The following is a 17,219-nucleotide window of genomic DNA, read 5'->3' as shown; positions in this document are numbered from 1 at the left end:
GTTGATAGTTGAGCCGATGAAATTTGCCCGCTTAAACTCAGACAGTCTTCTACCCCGCTTCTACAGGCTTGCGGTCATTAATACCCTCTCCAATATCATGATTCCCTTATCGGGCTTGGTCAGCGTTGCTTTCCTGGGACATCTGACAGAAATTCGTCACTTAGCAGGAGTTGCAGTCGCAACGGTTTTGTTTACCTATCTTTACCGACTTTTACACTTCTTGCGGATGGGAACAACCGGAGCGACGGCTCAAGCTGTAGGCAAAGATGACCGCGAAGCCATGTTATTAGTAGGTTTACGCAATGGATTGATAGCGTTGGTACTGGGTGTATTAATTGTTATTTTACAATATCCTATCGAGAAAATTTGGTTTCTTATACTCGATGCTCCTGATGAAGTTAAATCTTCTGGTATTGCTTATTTTAATGCCCGTATTTGGGGTGCTCCCGCAGTGGCACTTAACTTAGTCGTGATCGGTTGGTTATTAGGAAAAGAGATGAGTGGTAAGGTGCTAGTGATAACAATCTTTGGCAATTTAGGCAATATTATCTTTGATTACTTTTCTATTATTCAATGGCATTGGGGCAGTATGGGAGCCGGTTTTTCTGCTTGTTTGAGTCAATACTTAACCTTATTCATGGGAATCTTCTTTGTCAGTCAGGATGTTCGATTGCAAGAAATTCAGCAGTTAAGTCATTCCATTTGGCAGCGTTCAGGATTTCAAACCGTTTTTGCTGTTAATCGAGATACTTTTATTAAGATTTTAAGCAATCGAGCCAGCCTTGTTATTTTTACCAATATCAGTGCGGCAATGGGAACGCAGATTTTAGCAGCAAATGCCTTAATGATCGAAGTGTTTTTGTTGACGATCTCTTTTATTGAGGGTTTTGGATTAGCCGCAGAAACCCTAACAGGAAATTTTGTAGGTCAGGGCAAACGCGATCGCTTACCTTCTTTAGTTGCAGTTACAGTAGGAACGGGAGTTTTATTCGCCCTAATTTTTTCTGGTATTTCCATCGGGTTTACTCATACTGTATTTGGATTTTTAACTAATCAGATGGAAATCATTAATGAAATCAAAATCTATGTTTTTTGGTTACTTCCACTTCTTGTTTTTAATGCTATTGCTTTTATGTTTGATGGATACTTTATTGGTTTTGCCAATACAGCCGTTATTCGCAATTCTGCTCTACTCGGTTTATTTTTTGGATTTATCCCGCTCAGTGTTTTAGCTTGGTTTCATCAAGATAACCATATTTTATGGTTGTCTCTGGTGATTTTGATGATTGTCCGAACCCTCTATATTAATGTTCTATTTATCAAAGAAATGCTAGGTATCAGGCAAAATAATCCTCTCTATAATCTTAAATCCTGACGAGATCTTCTAATGTACTTCCGTAGCAATATATCGAGCAAGACTACAATCGATATCATCAATAATACTATCGACTGGATCATTAAAGCCGATGGAAAGTCGAATCAGACTATCTGTAATATTTAATGATTTTCTATCCTCCTCGGATAAATAGTAGTAGGTAAAGGGAGCAAGCTGTTCGATATAGGTTTCCGCTGAACCAAAGTTAGAAGCAATATATGGGATTTTCAGATTGTCAATCAATTCTGATGTCTCACGTTTTGAAAGTTTGAGTTCAAAGGTCACAACACCGCCATATCCATTAGTAAAATATTTCTTAGAGAGTTCTCGATGAGGATGAGAATCTAACCCCAAATAATATACCTTTGAAACTAAAGGATGCGAATTTAAAAACTCAGTCAGTTTTTGACCTGAAGCATTAAGAGACTCCATTCTCAAGTTAAACGTTTTCAAGTGTTGACCCAATGTAAACACATCGCGAGGACTAGGAATGACTCCATTGATATTTCTAAAATTTCTAATTTTATCGATCGCTTCTTTTTTACCAGCAACACTTCCCAGTACTACATCAGCATGGCCATTGAGATATTTAGTACAACTATGAATGACTACATCTGCCCCCCATAAACAGGGTTTAAAATTATAAGGACTGGCAAAGGTACTATCGACAACGAGAAGCGTATCAGGTTCTAACAACTTTTTTATTTTTTCAATATCTGCTAGGTAAAGATGAGGGTTAGAGGGGATTTCCAAGAAGAGAAGATTAATATCTTGACTGACTTGATCGAGTGATATCATCAACTCAGATAAATCAGAATTATCCAAAATCAAAGTTTTGAACCCAAGTTTATCAAGATTCTCAAAAACACGTCTTGTGTTTTTATATAGATAGCAAGTTGTTGCGAAACAGCTTTGAGATTTTGCGAACGCCATTAAAGTACTGTAAATAGCACTCATTCCACTGGGAAAGAGTAAACAATCTTCAGCCTCATCAAGTTGGGCTAATCTTCCTTCTACTTCTTCCCAATTTGGATTATGATACCTGCCATAGCGGCCTTTTGTGATCGATCCTTCATGTAAGGCTTTGACATAAGTTTTATGATCGTCATAATAGTAAGCTGTATTTTGATAAATCGGTGTTATAATTGAGTTAGTGTAGGATTCAGGCTTTCTGACTCTGGCCATTTTCTATTCCTCCTGTAAATTATTGTAATTTTGGACTTCTAGATTAGACTTTTACAAGGGCTTGATCCAACAGATTCATAGATTTTATATAAATAAGCAACAATTTCAGAAATCATGTCTGTTGTCAGATTTCCATGATGTACAATAATCCGAATAAATAGAGGAAGATTATTAAAATGATATGAATTGACTTTCATAAAGCCATCCTTAACTATCTGATCATAGATAGCGAGATTAAGTTGATCGATTTTATCAATTTCTGCAGCCGTGTAATCTGTGATAGTTTCCTTCACTTCCATTTCTTTAGGAATAAACCATAAACCCACGTTAAAATACTGGGGTTCGACAACATATAAAACTCGATCAGAAAGTTTGTTTATTAATTCTTCCTGATTTTCATAGTATTTTTGAATTAAATTTTGAAAGTGTTCAAGACCATGATGTTTGAACATTAGCCAGAGCTTAAAGGCATAGGCTTCTCGGGAACATTGTAAAGACTTGAGGCTGAGACTATATTTTATATTCTGGTTGCTGGTAAATAGATAATTACCATTAAGTGCTGTTACTTCATCCACTAAAACAGATTTGTCTTTCACCAGTAAGACTGAGCATAATAGAGGGGCTGAAAGAAATTTATGAAAGTCTAATACAATCGAATCTGACAAACTACTCAGCTTTCTGTAAAACCCTGCATCTTCACTAAAGTAAACCCCGCCTCCCCAAGCTGCATCAAAATGAATCCAAGGTTTAATCGCGAATTCTTGGAATATTTCCAATATTTTTTCTACGGGGTCGAAAGTTCCCAAAGTAGTCGAACCCATCACACAGCAAAAGTAAATTAGATTGAGATTATCAGCTTTTATTTGGCTGACTAATTCTCTTAAATGTTCTATATCTACGACTCCTTTTGTGGTTGTTTTAACTTTGATAATATTTTTAATTCCACAAATTATGGCGGCTTTTTCAACAGAGTAATGAGAATGATCAGAGATTAGAATGACTGATTGTCCTAAATTAACTTTTGCTCGTTGTACCGCTAAGAATACAGATGCCAAATTAGATAACGTACCACCCGGATAAAAGATACCATCCCCTTCAGGATAACCGACTAGTGGTAACAGAGTTTCTACCATTTCTACTTCACACCGAGTAAAAATTGGCGAACATTCTTCAGTATGAATATTAGAATTAATGTAGTTAGATACGAAATCTGCAAAAACACCGATGGGGTCGGGATAAGAAAATAAGTATTTTAAGTTTTTTGGACTGTAGATATCTGGAGTAATAGACAGGGTAGACTTAACAAATTTTTCAATCCTCTCCAATCTTTCGGGTTCGGATAAAGTATAGATGCCATCCAGCATCTTCAAGCATTGATCAATGTCTTGTTCTGTTAGCATCTTAATTGTTGTACTAAGTTTAGGGTAATTCAGTCTAAGCTATCTGGATATCACCAATTCCTATCGCGATCAAGCCGCCCAGTCCGGATAAGCGGAGATCGGAGTGCAAAAATTAGCACTTGATACAGATTGTGTGAGAAAGGAAGCCTGAAAACTTTGATAAATCAATATCACAACAACCTGGCTTTATAACTATGTAAACTGACTTTTTTATAATAGCACATCGAATCACACGGGAAAAAAGTAGGAGCTTGATCGCCCCGTGAATTCATTCCGGAAAACCTATAGAAGCCATTTGGGATCTATGCTCATGGTCAGCAATTAGCAAAATCCTTCAGAAGAGCTTCCCCTACAGCTAATGCGCTACAGATGGTGCTACTTGAGGTGCGATCAGCTTATGTGCTACGCACACGCGTGCGCGTTCAGCTATCAGGGATTAGCAATTTTTTAATGATGCGCTTACCCTGTAAATTTTTTTCTAAACTACCATAGATCTCGATCTCAACCGGAACATCTATAGGACTATCATCTTGCTTTTCCCTAGTACCGATGCCGAGCATCATTTTGAACCAAGCATGAGCCAACTTTTTGTAACCCTCTGGGGTTAGGTGAATACCATCCTCAAGCATGTCATCAGGGGTGAATAAATTGCGGTTATCAATAAATCGAATGTTCTTGTTTTTATAACTTTCTACCGTCAGCAAATTTGCCAATAGGTTATTGTATTTATCACCTTTCTGAGTCTTGAGAGTACCATCCTGCAGTCCAGAGGGGTTAATGGAGGGAATTGAAGAGACAAACAAATATACCTGATCTGACCAGGCGAGAATTTTATCAATGAGTAAAATCATTTCATTGACCGTATCTTCAGGACTTTCATTCTGAAAAAGGATGTCGTTTGTTCCAGCCATTAATAAGATAATCTCCGGTCTTGCCTGCTTCAGCCAATCTTCTATTTCGGAGTTTAAATCCGACCACGCATTGGATGCTCCAACACCAGCTATGGCAAATCCCCCATGCCCTTCATGGTCTTTGTCAAACACATATGTGTTGTTTTGGCCTAAAACTATTTCGGGATTTTCTGAGGTAGCGCTACCCACAAAATTTACTTTATAGCCATTATCTTTAAACAATGCCCACAGGTCATCTCGATATCCGGCTCGATCCAATGCTTTACCACGAGTGTTTGAGTCTCCTAAAGGCATAATCTTTAGAGACCATTGATCGATGGTGACCGCCTCTGCGGTAGTATAAAACTGCAATAGGCTGATGCAATAAGCGGCGATTAAGGTCAATTTTGGGGATAATTTTTGCTTCATACTATAGCGTTTCCTAGTAAGCGTGAGGTATAGTAACAGCAATGAACAAACCAATTACGAATATCATTATTGCTTAGACAAGAATTTACCGACCTGTTAAGATTGCCAAGTTTGTGGACACATTTGTAGATGTTTGACACCACTGGCCAGATTAGCACTCACAAAGTTTTAGCGTACATTAACGACCCGCATCACGGATGAATCAATTCATCTGTTCGCCTATATCCCCCGACTAAAGTACAGAGGTTTTAGCCATCACACTTGTAAAGCAATCTATATATTAACAAAGATATGTAACGGAATTATCATAAATTTGATCCTTACTTAACGTTTATTAATGATAACCTAAAATTTATCTTAACTATTCGATTCAAGGAATAGTTTTTATGAGATAATTACTACTATATATCAGGATGTGGGGAGACTCCTACTCCGGCGATTTCGGTGATTTTTTTAAGTAGTCTATGAGCTTAAGGAGCTTTTGAATGTCTTCAAAGCAATTTACTAAATCCCAGGAAGCTCTTGAAGAAAATAACGATGGCAAAATTTTTACTACCAACTTAGGGTTTACTGCACTGTGCTTCTTAATTGGTTTAGCTGGATTTGGCTATATTCTCGCCACATTGCCCGGAATCGCAGAATCCCCGACGGGCACGTCTAGAACCTGTATAGTCGATGGTTGGAAACTGGGATTAATTATCACCCACGTTCTGGTTTTTGCCCTCATCCCTCTGGCGATGAGAATTTTTTACAACAGTTTAAAAAACTTAGGACTGCCATCGAGAAGTATTTTTGCGTCTCAACTGGGTCTAGCTTTTGTGATGGTGGCGATCGCTTCAGAAATTGGTTGGCACGTCACCCAATGCTGGTATTATCAAAACGATTTTACGATGCTGAATTTCATGTTTTATTTTTTCTTGATTTCAGCATTTGCGCTGTGGGCGGATGGGTTAGTGGAGAAGACTACTATAATCACCAATTTAATTAATATTGTGTTTGCGATTAGTCTGTTAGTGGTTTCAATTTTGTACCCTTTAGGTTATAAAGCCGGTAACGATAATTTTAAGATTCCTATTTATATTGCACTTACTCTAGTTTTGGGCGTGTTGACCTATCGAGGCTATAAGATACTCCAAGATTGGAAAATTATTCTTTTCCCCATTTTTTCAGTTGGAGTAAATTTAACGTTTGTGTTTCTTCTAGATAAGTTTGGAGGGAATCCCTATACTGATCCACAAGTGACTTTCAATGCTTTATTTCATATCCTTCACGATTTAGTAGGAACCGAAGCTGGATTAGTCATCTTTACCTGGCTTGTCTATAGTAAAGGCATTGCTAAAAAAAACTCTAAAGCTACATTAGGGACAGAAAAAAATTAGTATTTACTAATTTTGATATATACTAGTTCTCAATTTGCCAGGGTAATCCTAAGCTATTTAGTATTACTATAGCTCTAAAAAAATCTTATCATTATCAAAAATAAAGTAGTGACAGTGGCGGGGTGCGAAATGTGGGTGATTAATTGATTGTCACTAATCAGCTAGTAAGCGTTCGCGTAGTGTCGGATATTCCGCATCGCCCTCTAACAAATGGGGATCTCTCGGAGATCCCCTTACAGGTTTTCTTCAAAGTCTTCGATGCATAGTCTTATCTCATTTGTCAAAAAAAATTTAGATGGCTTTGCCCTGGGAGCTAAAGCCCTGCATCTCCTTTTAACCAGGGACAGGCAAAGGATCTATCCAGCCAGCCTTCTATAGATCTGGTGTGATCGTTTGTTCACGTTGAGCTGCCAGTGTTTGAATTATCTGTTTCCTAGTTTTAGACAAGTGTCAAGGAATCTAAACACCGGTATCTGGGAATGTTGACAGTGTCTTGCCCAATCAAATTCTGAATATGCTACAAAGAGGGTTACCTAAGCTAGGTCAACCTTAATCGAGAGGATAGTTTTAAACCGGTGGGAAATTTAAGTCAGCTGTTAGAACCAATTGCTAACCAATTTAGGATTTTAGGGCTTCCTGAGCCAGTGGTGCATTGGGGACACCCATTGATGATGGGAATTGTGGTATTGATTATGGGTAGCTTTGTGGGAATAGCAGGATGGCGTGGCCGAGTAGTATCTGATCCTGAAATAGCTCTACAGAGTCGCAGTGATCATCGCAAAATAGCACCCTGGATGTTCATTTTTATCGCAGGTGGCTACACCGGTGGGGTTTTGTCTCTGGTAATGCAGTATCAGCCAATTCTCGAAAGCCCCCACTTTTGGACAGGATCCATCGTAGTGATTTTGCTGGCTGCTAATGGGGTGATTGCCTTGACTGGCTTTGGCGGGAACAAAGCATTGATCCGTAGCGTTCATGCCTACTTAGGAAGTACGGCACTTTGCCTGCTATTGCTTCATGTTGTTTTGGGCTTAAAGCTAGGTTTATCGATCTGATGAAGCCTGCCAGTGGTACAGTAATAAGTCTTGCTTATATTCTGGGCTTACTTTCTACAGGGATTCTCAACTTACCGACTGGTGAGATTCCCTGGCAAGAGTACAGAGCTTTGGTGACAGGATTGGTTGTCACAGGGATAGTGGCTGCGATCGCATTCCCCAGTTTCTGGCGCACAGGACCAAAACCAAGATTATGGGTAGCAGCAGGACTAATCTCGGCCTTGGCGGTGGTCTATTTTCAATTGCGGGTACCACAACCAGAACTGAATGACATTAGCGAATATGTCCCCTCAAGCAATACTATTGCGCCAGAGCAAGTGTTTAAGGTTGAAGGCAAAGTGGAGAGTATGCCTCGCCTGACCCGAAATCAGCGTACACAACTTTGGTTACAAACTACTCAGTTAACTGAAATTGAAAGTCGCGAAGATGGGGGAGCGATCAGTCAAGGAGTGACAGGCAAGTTGTATGTGACTGTGCCATTACTTCAAGGAACTGGGATATATCCAGGTCAGATAATTAGCGTAACTGGGGTTTTATATAAACCCAAGCCAGTGACTAATCCGGGAGCCTTCGATTTTGGAGCCTATCTTGCCCGTCAAGGGGCTTTTGCTGGTTTGAGTGGGCGTCAAATAAACTTTGATGAGGAAACTATTGGCAAACCCTGGGGATGGTGGAGACTGCGACAACGTATTATCCGTTCCCAAGTTAGCTTATTAGGCTCTCCCACAGGTCCTTTAATCAGTTCAATGGTTTTAGGACGTCGTGCTGTTGATTTGCCCTACGATATCCGCGATCAATTTATTCAGGCTGGGTTAGCGTATACCTTAGCAGCATCTGGATTCCATGTCTCTTTACTGTTGGGTTTTGTCTTAGCCCTTACCAGGGGGTTAACCAAAGGAAAGCAGTTCAGTATTAGCTTGAGTGTACTGTTAATTTACGTAGCATTAACTGGACTCCAGCCATCGGTAATGCGGGCGGCTCTGATGGGGCTGGGTGCCCTAATTGCTTTAGTGACGGCACGGAAAGTGAAGCCTTTAGGGTCACTCTTGTTAGCAGCAACACTGTTACTCCTATTTAATCCTTTGTGGATCTGGGATGTGGGATTTCAGCTGAGTTTTCTGGCCACCCTAGGATTATTAGTCACTGCATCAGGGATTATCCAACGTTTGGATTGGTTGCCACCTGCGATCGCATCCCTAGTTGCTGTGCCAATTGCAGCAGCAGTTTGGACTCTGCCCCTGCAACTTTATGTTTTTCAAGTTGTTGCCACCTACTCTATACCACTTAGTGTTATTGCTACACCCCTAATTTCTATTATCACTTTGGGGGGAATTGTCAGCGCCTTGGCAGGACTAATTTGGCCAACAGCAGGAAGTGGGCTGGCTTGGTTACTGTATTACCCAACCCATGGACTAATGGGACTAGTGCAATTTTTCAATCAGTTGCCAGGCAGTTCTGTAGCGGTGAGCAAGATTTCCCTAGGGCAACTGTTATTTCTCTACGGGCTAATTGTTCTAGCTTGCTTGATTCAATGGTTACATCCTCGTTGGTGGCTGATTAGTCTAGTTGCTGTCACTGTGGTGGTATTGCCCCAATGGCAACAAGCGTCAAAATTGTTTCAAGTTACAGTGCTAGCTACAGGAAATGACCAAATTTTAGTGATTCAAAACCAGGGACAAGTAACCTTGGTCAATAGTGGCAACCCTGATACAGTCAGGTTTACAGTGCTGCCTTTTCTGCAAAAGCAAGGTATCAATCATATTAATTGGGCGGTTGCTCTCGACAAGCAGCCCCAACTCAGAAGTGGTTGGGTTCAGGTTCTCGGTAGTTTGCCGATCGAGACATTCTACGATAACACTGATTTACAACCACCATTGTCTCAGGCTCAAAATTGGAACGATATTGTCACCCGTAACTCTATCGCTAGTGCAGTAGCCTCTAGGGAGGCTAACTACCAACCAATTCCAGTGGGTGAAATACTCTCTGTTGGCTCTACATCAATAGAATTAGTCAACAGTGAACCACCAGTGTTGCTGATGCGCATCATTGACCAAAATTGGTTACTCCTAGGAGACCTCAAACCAGGGTTCCAAAAACAGTTAGCCAAAACCATCCGTTTCCCTGAGCTACAAGTACTTTGGTGGTCCGGAAAAAGTCTGAGGCCAGAATTCCTCGATGCCCTGCAGCCAAAAATTGCGATCGCATCATCGAATGTAGTGGATTCCTACACGGCGAAGCTAATGCGCAATGCTAAGATGATCCTCTATTGGACAGGCCGTGATGGTGCTATCCAGTGGACACCGGATGGTGGTTTTAAGACTACTGTTGAAGATATTGAGATAGACATTGATTTTCCTTGATGGTGATCCTATTTCCCGCTATAGAATTCCCTATGCCAGTGGACTTGATATGACTGCTATCGCTGTTTGCTAAAACACCTAGCGCGAAATAGTCAATTCAATCCGTTAGCTCAGGGAATATTGACTACCTAGCCATGTCTGAGTTTTCAACAGCAGCCTTGACAAACTACACGCTTGACAAACTACACGGTTTTGTGTTCAAATTTCAGATGAAGTCTGGGGTGCGGTTTGACTAGATCATGGAGGGGTGTCCGAGTGGTTTAAGGTGGCAGACTCGAAATCTGTTATGGTGTCAAAGCCATCGGGGGTTCGAATCCCCCCCTCTCCGTACAGGGATTTAACTCAATTTTTGGTCAATCTTACTCAGGGATGTGCTAGATACTGGTAGTAGGTAAGATCAGGTAACTGTCATCCCGTTAAATCCCATAGAAGAAGTTGGGAAGATCGAAGAAGTTGGGAATATAAGCTTAGAATTAAATTATATTCATATATTGATTCATCTTTATCAGCTCGGGATTTAAGCCAAGTGACTTCTGCTGATTATTCTCCAAAATCAACATCAACCGTTGAACTACCTCCAAGTTATACACTGCCTATAGTGTTGATTGTTGCTGCAGTGACAATAGTGCTCATACAACCCTGGGTAAGTTTAGCGATCGCGTTGTTGGGCTTCTTCTTGTTGTTTCAGGCCGTAACCATACGCCTGCAATTTACTGAAACCGCCTTGGATATTTATCGCTCCGAAACCCTGATCCGGCGTTTTCCTTATCAGGAATGGCAAAATTGGGAAATCTTCTGGACATCAGTACCGATTTTGTTTTATTTTTCAGAAGTCAAAAGCATTCACTTTCTACCAATTCTATTTGACCCAAAGCTGCTACGAACTTGCCTAGAAGAACGCTTCCCTAAAGTATAACTTACTTACCTCAAAGTATAGAGTAGAGGTTAGGTATTTAATGAATAAGTTATTAAGAAATCAGTTTAAATGAATTCCGAAGACCCACAAAACCCAGAACAAGAGCAAGATAACAACCAAGCAGTTAAGGGATTAGATAATTCACAGGAGTCAAATTTCCCAGATCAAGATAGGGCTACTCCTAGAGATAACTCTCAAGCTCCCGACCTTCCTCCCATTTCTCTGACCCTATCAGACCATGACAAAGCTAAACCAACACAGTCGAGTGAGCCGAATCGGGATGATAAAGTTAGTGAAATTCAACTAGGGAAGTCTTCAGATCAAGCAAAAAAAATGGCTAGCTTAGCTCAAACTGTGGCTGAACTTGAGCAAAAAGAACAGGAGTTGAGACAGAGAATTGCCACTTTGCAAAACCATGAACAGTCACTGGTTTCAAAGGAATTGGGAAGCACCCAAGCAGTTGTGGAGCGGATGGTATTTGAAGGTCTGACCGAACTGGAGCAACGCAAGCAAAAGTTGCAAATTTCTATTGAGCAACTAGAACGCCGCCGGGAACGGATTCGTGAAGAAATGCGCACCAGTTTTGCTGGTGTATCTCAAGAGCTAGCGATTCGGGTTCAAGGTTTTAAAGATTATTTGGTTGGCTCCTTACAAGACCTAGCTGCTGCTGCAGAACAACTGGAACTCTCCCAGCCGCCAAGGGAAGCACCACGGTCAGAATTAGAAGAAACCCCACCACCCCCCACCAGAGGCAACCCACAATTTGCCGAACAAGCATTTAAAGACGAAGTCCGACAGATTCGTCAGCTGTTGGATCAATATCGCAAAATGCCAGATTATTATGGTCCTCCCTGGCAACTGCGTCGTACCTTCGAGCCAATTCACGCTGAAAAAGTGTCTCAGTGGTTTTTTTCCCAAGGTGGTCGTGGTGCGCTGCAAACTATGGGCAGCCGCTTACAAAATGTTTTAATTGCCTCAGCGGTTATATCCGTGTTGCGGACACTGTATGACAATCGCCTAATTACCCTTGTCCTGGCCAACACCCCAGAACGACTGGGAGAATGGCGCAGAGGATTACAGGACTGTCTGGGAATCTCCCGCAGTGATTTTGGTCCAGAACGGGGAGTTGTTCTATTTGAAGATCCAATAGCCCTGGTTCAAAAAGCGGAACGACTGATCAAGCGGGATCAGTTAGCCTTAATCATTGTTGACGAAACCGAAGATAAGATCAGTCTGTCATTATTGCAATTTCCCCTATGGCTTGCTTTTGCACCTGATCCTCGGCAGATGTACACTTACGACGATTATTGAATTACTTGGTTTACTGGGTTTAATTTTAGCAAAACAGGCGCGAAACTGCTGCCACTCGGGAGGTTCAGCGAACTGAAAAATCGATGTAGTTGGCCCGACAAGGGTTTCCCCCACTTGCGCTTTGCATCAAGACACTCAGCAATGTTACAGCCCTGCTACCCTAAGGGTGGTGATCGGGGAATTATTGCCGGATCTTGTGAAAATTTTCAACATGACACCAATGGTACTTAACTTAACTTGGAGTGGGCTACTAGTAATCTCAGCCTATTTATTAGGTTCCCTGCCTACTGGTTACCTAGCAGGACGCTGGCTTAAAGATATTGATATTCGTGAGCATGGCTCTGGCTCCACCGGTGCCACCAATATATTGAGAACTGTGGGCAAAGGACCAGCAGTGGTGGTATTACTGATTGATGCCTTGAAAGGAGCAGCTGCTATTAGTCTAGTCCATGGCTTTTATACCCTGACACAAGTTTCTCTACTCCCTCAAACCTGGCAACCCTGGTTAGTGGCATTAGCTGCGTTTGCTGCTATCTTTGGTCATAGTAAATCCATTTGGCTAAACTTCACCGGAGGGAAATCCGTTGCGACCAGTATAGGTGTTATATTTACCATGTCTTGGCCTGTAGGGTTAGGAACCCTAGGTGTATTTGCAGTAGTCTTGGCAATTTCTCGTATTGTCTCGCTCAGTTCCATTGCTGGTGCGATCGCTGTTTCCCTACTGATGTACCTTACCAAAGCTCCTCTTGCCTATGAGCTATTTGGTATTGCTGCTGGCATATATGTGATCATCCGTCACCGCAGTAACATCCAGCGTCTACTTACAGGTACCGAACCCCAAATCGGGAAACCCCTTTCTCCAGCAGTATCCTTAGAGACTGGAACAGACTAAGACTATAAAACACAAGTCCCTGGTTATGGATTGCTTGGGTACAAATCTAATAAAGGAGCGGACTTAGGCAGCGGTGCAACACCGCACTTTTTGCGACGCGGTGCGACCCCGGTCGGGTGTCCCGACAAGCGTGAACGCGCACCAAGAGAACGAAGGGTGAAAGCACAGCAAGAGATATCGTTGTATGCTAGGGGTTGAATTGAGACAACAATTCTGGTAACAGACTCCAGTAATTCTCATTTTTAAACATTAGCTTTGAAAAGCGATTAACCCAAAGTAGTAGCGCTAAGGACAATCGTTTACCTTGGTGATAAAGGATACATGAGGGAAAACTTCACATGATGATGGACTGTATTAAACTGAGCAATATTCGCTGCTACGGCTACACTGGCTACCTACCGGAAGAACAGACCCTAGGACAATGGTTTGAAGTAGACCTAACAATGTGGCTAGATCTAAGCCCTGCGGGAGAAAGTGATGACCTTAGGGATACCATGGATTATCGGCAAACTATTGATACTGTCAAGCATTTGGTTAAAACCTCAAAATGTGCCCTGATCGAAAAATTGGCAAATCAAATTGCTAATGCCATCCTAGAATTCGATAAGGTGGAGCAAGTCCAAGTGCAGTTAAGCAAACCTGGTGCGCCGATTCCAGATTTTGGAGGTAAGATCACCCTGGAAGTGACTAGAAGCCGTCACAATAGGTAGGAGGAAAATTTAACATCGTGGGTTTTTAGGGGGATCATGACTTTTCGCATACTCAGCTTAGATGGCGGTGGTATTCGGGGCGTTATCGCAGCAGTAATCTTGGCGGAATTGGAGAAAGATATTAACCAGCCCCTCAACAAGTATTTTGATTTAATTGCAGGTACCTCCACTGGTTCAATCTTGGCTGCCGGGATTGCCACTGGCATCCCCAGTCGGGAGATGATTAGACTTTATGAACAGAAAGGGGAAAGGATTTTCCGCTACACCAGCCGTTTTTCACTAAAGCGGCTGAAGGTTATCCTTAAGTATGGTCTTTCTGCTCCTAAACACTCCAATCAGGGGTTAATTGAGGTGATGAAAGAACAGTTTGGGACGACCAAGCTGTCGGATATCTACGATTCACCTCGGCTGTTGATCACAGCCTACGACACTATTAGTCGCATGCCGATAATATTTAAAAGCTGGCGTGAAGACAAAGATTATTTTCATGTTCCGTTGTGGGAAGCCTGTGTCTGTTCCGCATCTGCCCCCACCTATTTTCCAGCCCATCAGCTCAAGACTCAAAGCAAGACTTACTCGGCAATTGATGGTGGGGTTGGGGCGAATAATCCCTCAAGCTGTGCATTAGCTGAAGCGATCCACTTAAATCATTCCCTTGAGGAAATTTCTATAATCTCCATTGGCACAGGAGCATCAAACCGCCCCATTCCTTGGGAAAAAGCTAAAGGCTGGGGATTGGGACAATGGGGATGGCAAGGACGATTGATTGAAGTGCTATTTGATGCTCCTTCTGACATTCACCGGTATATTACCAAAGAGTTGATGGCTAGCTTAGAATCCGAGGATGCAACAGTTTCTCGTTACCTGCGTCTACAACCGGAAATCACTAATGACACAATGGATGATGCGACTCGGAGCAATATTGCCAAGTTAAAGCGTGTTGCTAAGAATTACGCCTGGCAAAACCAAGGTTTGTTCCAGAACTTCCTGAAAATCCATTGAGGAACCTTTAAAATCTTGTTGGTCGGTTTACTACTGATAATTCAAGGAACTTGGTTACTTGTTAGTGGTTAATTAAAAACTAACATTTATGGTATCAACCCAATTAGACGTGATGTAAGCAGTCAGCCGTCAGCCGTCAGCCGTCAGCCGTCAGCTAAAAGCTCACGGGAATTGAGGTGGTTAAAATAAACCTCTAAGCGTGAGAATTTAATAGTTCCAGATTAATGATAATTGAAAGGTAAGCATATGCTGATAAGCGACACGCTGATAGCACCTCAAGTAGCACCATCTGTAGCGCATTAGCTGATAACTGATCAGCGACACGCGCTATAGCTTACCAATTGGGGACCGAATTGATAAATGCTATAAAATTGGGCAATGACGTTAAAAGCTCGTAAAAAATTTGCTCAACATTGGCTGCGTAGCGAGGAGGCACTGAACCAAATCGTGACAGCTGCTAATTTACACAAAAGCGATCGCATTCTAGAAATTGGTCCGGGTACTGGCATTCTTACCCAGCGGTTACTGCCTTTTGTTCAGTCTGTAGTGGCGGTAGAAATTGATCGAGACTTGTGCCGATTTTTAGTTAAAAAACTCGGTAAGATAGATAATTTTTTACTTCTGCAAGGGGACTTTCTATCCCTAGAGTTAGATACATTGTTAGCTAACTTTTCCAATTTCCAAAAACCTAATAAAGTTGTTGCCAATATCCCATATAATATCACCGGTCCGATTCTGGAAAAGTTGCTAGGTACTATTACTCAGCCAGCTGTGCCAGGGTTTGATTTAATCGTGCTGCTAGTGCAAAAAGAAGTCGCTCAGCGGTTATATGCCAAACCCAGTTGTAGACAATTCGGGGCATTATCAGTGCGGGTGCAGTATCTCGCCCAATGTGAATTGATTTGCGATGTCCCTGGGTCGGCCTTCTCTCCTCCCCCCAAGGTTGATTCTGCTGTGGTGCGCTTACATCCGAGCCTAGCCGAACCACCAGCTTCTGACCCCAGATGCTTGGAGACACTATTGAAACTGGGCTTTGGCAGCAAACGTAAAATGTTGCGCAATAATTTAAAATCTGTAATTGAACGCGATCGCATCACCCAATTGCTGGAACAATTAGAAATAAGCCCTCAAGCCCGAGCGGAAGACCTTAGTGTTGCTCAGTGGATAGCCCTAGCTAATCAGATCACCATAAAGAATGCATTCATACTCCCTAAATGCCCCAGCTAAAATCAATCTGTATTTGGAAATCCTCGGTGATGCGGGTGATGGTTATCACGAACTCGCAATGATTCTCCAAAGCATCGAATTAGCTGATCAAATCGACATCCGTGCCATTGGTACACAGGAGATTAAAGTCCACTGTAATCATCCCCAAGTCCCAACGGATGAAAGCAACCTCGCTTATAAAGCAGCTGCCTTGATGTGGGAGGAGTTTCCTGAGTGTTTTGCTAACTTGGGTGGTGTGGAAATTACTATCCACAAGCGAATTCCTGTAGCGGCTGGACTAGCTGGTGGTTCGACGGATGCAGCGGCTGTGTTAGTAGGAATCGATATGTTGTGGCAATTGGGATTAACCCACCCGGAATTACAACAATTGGGAGCACAGCTTGGATCCGATGTGCCGTTTTGCCTTGCTGGTGGCACCGCTCTAGCTCTGGGGAGAGGTGAGCGGTTGTCTGCCCTACCGGGACTGGATTCTCTATATGTCGTGTTGGGTAAATACCGCAGTCTGATGGTTTCTACTGCTTGGGCTTATCAGACTTATCGGAATCAGTTTGGGGAAACCTATATCCGGGAGCCTGAGGACTTAGAATCCCGTGCTAATCGTGTTCATAGCGGTCCAATGGTCAAGGAAATCCTCAATAAGGATGGGGGAGAGATTAGCAAACTATTGCGCAATGATTTAGAGAAAGTGGTGTTACCCAATCACCCCAAAGTCTTGCAACTACGGGAAGCCTTTGAGAATAGTGGTGCCATAGGAACCATGATGTCTGGTTCAGGTCCGACGGTATTTGCCCTGTGCGAGTCCCAGGAGCAAGCCCAGGAAATTCAACAGAAAGTAAGCATTGACATTACTGACCCAGATTTAGAGTTTTGGGTGACCAAGTTATCGACTCAGGGAATTCAGATAATTTCAACACCTTGAGTCAAACCCTATCGGCGTTCGCCTTTGGCGTGGCCTACGGCCAAGCCGTTCGCGTAGCGTGGCCGTAGGCCTCCGCTGCTTAACGCGCTCCAATTCAAAATTATCAATTCAAAATTCAAAAATACCCCAGGAATTAATTCGGGGGTTTGAAACATAGTTTCGCTCCAAA

General features: G+C 42.3%; 14 protein-coding genes, 1 tRNA gene and 1 pseudogene. 13 read left to right on the top strand and 3 right to left on the bottom strand.

The window, feature by feature from the left end:
* Positions 1-16: 16 nt before the first annotated feature.
* Entirely contained in the window at positions 17-1,375 is a 1,359-nt protein-coding gene (gene gntT / locus BJP34_RS10525) for a guanitoxin biosynthesis MATE family efflux transporter GntT (RefSeq protein ID WP_070392302.1), read from the top strand.
* Positions 1,376-1,384: 9 nt separating this feature from the next.
* Here the strand turns inward: gntT and BJP34_RS10520 are convergent, their stop codons facing one another.
* From BJP34_RS10520 to BJP34_RS10510, 3 genes are all read right to left on the bottom strand, one after another.
* Positions 1,385-2,560, bottom strand: coding sequence for a PLP-dependent transferase (locus BJP34_RS10520; RefSeq protein WP_070392301.1), 1,176 nt, complete (start codon positions 2,558-2,560; stop codon positions 1,385-1,387).
* A 38-nt stretch (positions 2,561-2,598) separates the two neighbouring features.
* Positions 2,599-3,960, bottom strand: coding sequence for a pyridoxal phosphate-dependent decarboxylase family protein (locus BJP34_RS10515; RefSeq protein ID WP_070392300.1), 1,362 nt, complete (start codon positions 3,958-3,960; stop codon positions 2,599-2,601).
* Between the two features lie 422 nt (positions 3,961-4,382).
* Complete coding sequence (locus tag BJP34_RS10510; RefSeq protein ID WP_070392299.1) at positions 4,383-5,279, bottom strand: SGNH/GDSL hydrolase family protein; 897 nt, start codon at positions 5,277-5,279, stop codon at positions 4,383-4,385.
* Positions 5,280-5,336: 57 nt separating this feature from the next.
* Here BJP34_RS10510 and BJP34_RS36525 point away from each other — a divergent pair.
* The 12 genes and pseudogenes from BJP34_RS36525 to ispE form a co-directional block, all read left to right on the top strand.
* Positions 5,337-5,480: pseudogene (locus tag BJP34_RS36525) on the top strand (IS200/IS605 family transposase); the annotation flags it as partial.
* Positions 5,481-5,764: 284 nt separating this feature from the next.
* Positions 5,765-6,658, top strand: a complete 894-nt coding sequence (locus BJP34_RS10505; protein ID WP_070392298.1) for a hypothetical protein — start codon at positions 5,765-5,767, stop codon at positions 6,656-6,658.
* Positions 6,659-7,233: 575 nt separating this feature from the next.
* The gene (locus tag BJP34_RS10500; RefSeq protein WP_070392297.1) at positions 7,234-7,713 is read left to right on the top strand and encodes a DUF4079 domain-containing protein; all 480 of its coding nucleotides are present in this window, start codon (positions 7,234-7,236) and stop codon (positions 7,711-7,713) included.
* Positions 7,713-10,073 (top strand): ComEC/Rec2 family competence protein, encoded by a 2,361-nt coding sequence (locus tag BJP34_RS10495; protein ID WP_070392296.1) that lies wholly within the window; start codon positions 7,713-7,715, stop codon positions 10,071-10,073. Before BJP34_RS10500 ends, BJP34_RS10495 begins: the two co-directional genes overlap by 1 nt.
* A gap of 241 nt (positions 10,074-10,314) precedes the next feature.
* Positions 10,315-10,401: transfer RNA gene (locus tag BJP34_RS10490), tRNA-Ser, on the top strand.
* Positions 10,402-10,599: 198 nt separating this feature from the next.
* The gene (locus tag BJP34_RS10485) at positions 10,600-10,989 is read left to right on the top strand and encodes a DUF3119 family protein (protein ID WP_070392295.1); all 390 of its coding nucleotides are present in this window, start codon (positions 10,600-10,602) and stop codon (positions 10,987-10,989) included.
* A 69-nt stretch (positions 10,990-11,058) separates the two neighbouring features.
* Positions 11,059-12,300, top strand: a complete 1,242-nt coding sequence (locus BJP34_RS10480; protein WP_070392294.1) for a DUF3086 domain-containing protein — start codon at positions 11,059-11,061, stop codon at positions 12,298-12,300.
* 220 nt (positions 12,301-12,520) lie between these two features.
* Positions 12,521-13,192, top strand: coding sequence for a glycerol-3-phosphate 1-O-acyltransferase PlsY (gene plsY, locus BJP34_RS10475; protein WP_070396605.1), 672 nt, complete (start codon positions 12,521-12,523; stop codon positions 13,190-13,192).
* A 344-nt stretch (positions 13,193-13,536) separates the two neighbouring features.
* A complete protein-coding gene (gene folB, locus BJP34_RS10470; protein WP_070396604.1) occupies positions 13,537-13,902 on the top strand; it encodes a dihydroneopterin aldolase in 366 nt (121 codons plus the stop codon).
* 36 nt (positions 13,903-13,938) lie between these two features.
* The gene (locus BJP34_RS10465; protein WP_070392293.1) at positions 13,939-14,904 is read left to right on the top strand and encodes a CBASS cGAMP-activated phospholipase; all 966 of its coding nucleotides are present in this window, start codon (positions 13,939-13,941) and stop codon (positions 14,902-14,904) included.
* Positions 14,905-15,282: 378 nt separating this feature from the next.
* Complete coding sequence (rsmA, locus tag BJP34_RS10460) at positions 15,283-16,131, top strand: 16S rRNA (adenine(1518)-N(6)/adenine(1519)-N(6))-dimethyltransferase RsmA (protein WP_070392292.1); 849 nt, start codon at positions 15,283-15,285, stop codon at positions 16,129-16,131.
* Positions 16,100-17,050: a 4-(cytidine 5'-diphospho)-2-C-methyl-D-erythritol kinase gene (ispE, locus tag BJP34_RS10455; protein ID WP_070392291.1), complete on the top strand. Its 951-nt coding sequence runs from the start codon at positions 16,100-16,102 to the stop codon at positions 17,048-17,050. Before rsmA ends, ispE begins: the two co-directional genes overlap by 32 nt.
* Positions 17,051-17,219: the final 169 nt, after the last annotated feature.

This window comes from Moorena producens PAL-8-15-08-1 (assembly GCF_001767235.1).
Taxonomy (GTDB): domain Bacteria; phylum Cyanobacteriota; class Cyanobacteriia; order Cyanobacteriales; family Coleofasciculaceae; genus Moorena; species Moorena producens_A.
Note: the sequence above shows the minus strand (reverse complement) of the source record. Positions and strands in the feature narration are given on the sequence as shown.

What these genes read in the sequence shown, in the direction of transcription:
- gntT (WP_070392302.1), top strand. Translation starts at nt 17, where the DNA reads ATGAAATTTGCCCGCTTAAACTCAGACAGTCTTCTACCCCGCTTCTAC.
- BJP34_RS10520 (WP_070392301.1), bottom strand. Translation starts at nt 2,560, where the DNA reads ATGGCCAGAGTCAGAAAGCCTGAATCCTACACTAACTCAATTATAACA.
- BJP34_RS10515 (WP_070392300.1), bottom strand. Translation starts at nt 3,960, where the DNA reads ATGCTAACAGAACAAGACATTGATCAATGCTTGAAGATGCTGGATGGC.
- BJP34_RS10510 (WP_070392299.1), bottom strand. Translation starts at nt 5,279, where the DNA reads ATGAAGCAAAAATTATCCCCAAAATTGACCTTAATCGCCGCTTATTGC.
- BJP34_RS10505 (WP_070392298.1), top strand. Translation starts at nt 5,765, where the DNA reads ATGTCTTCAAAGCAATTTACTAAATCCCAGGAAGCTCTTGAAGAAAAT.
- BJP34_RS10495 (WP_070392296.1), top strand. Translation starts at nt 7,713, where the DNA reads ATGAAGCCTGCCAGTGGTACAGTAATAAGTCTTGCTTATATTCTGGGC.
- BJP34_RS10480 (WP_070392294.1), top strand. Translation starts at nt 11,059, where the DNA reads ATGAATTCCGAAGACCCACAAAACCCAGAACAAGAGCAAGATAACAAC.
- plsY (WP_070396605.1), top strand. Translation starts at nt 12,521, where the DNA reads ATGGTACTTAACTTAACTTGGAGTGGGCTACTAGTAATCTCAGCCTAT.
- folB (WP_070396604.1), top strand. Translation starts at nt 13,537, where the DNA reads ATGGACTGTATTAAACTGAGCAATATTCGCTGCTACGGCTACACTGGC.
- BJP34_RS10465 (WP_070392293.1), top strand. Translation starts at nt 13,939, where the DNA reads ATGACTTTTCGCATACTCAGCTTAGATGGCGGTGGTATTCGGGGCGTT.
- rsmA (WP_070392292.1), top strand. Translation starts at nt 15,283, where the DNA reads ATGACGTTAAAAGCTCGTAAAAAATTTGCTCAACATTGGCTGCGTAGC.
- ispE (WP_070392291.1), top strand. Translation starts at nt 16,100, where the DNA reads ATGCATTCATACTCCCTAAATGCCCCAGCTAAAATCAATCTGTATTTG.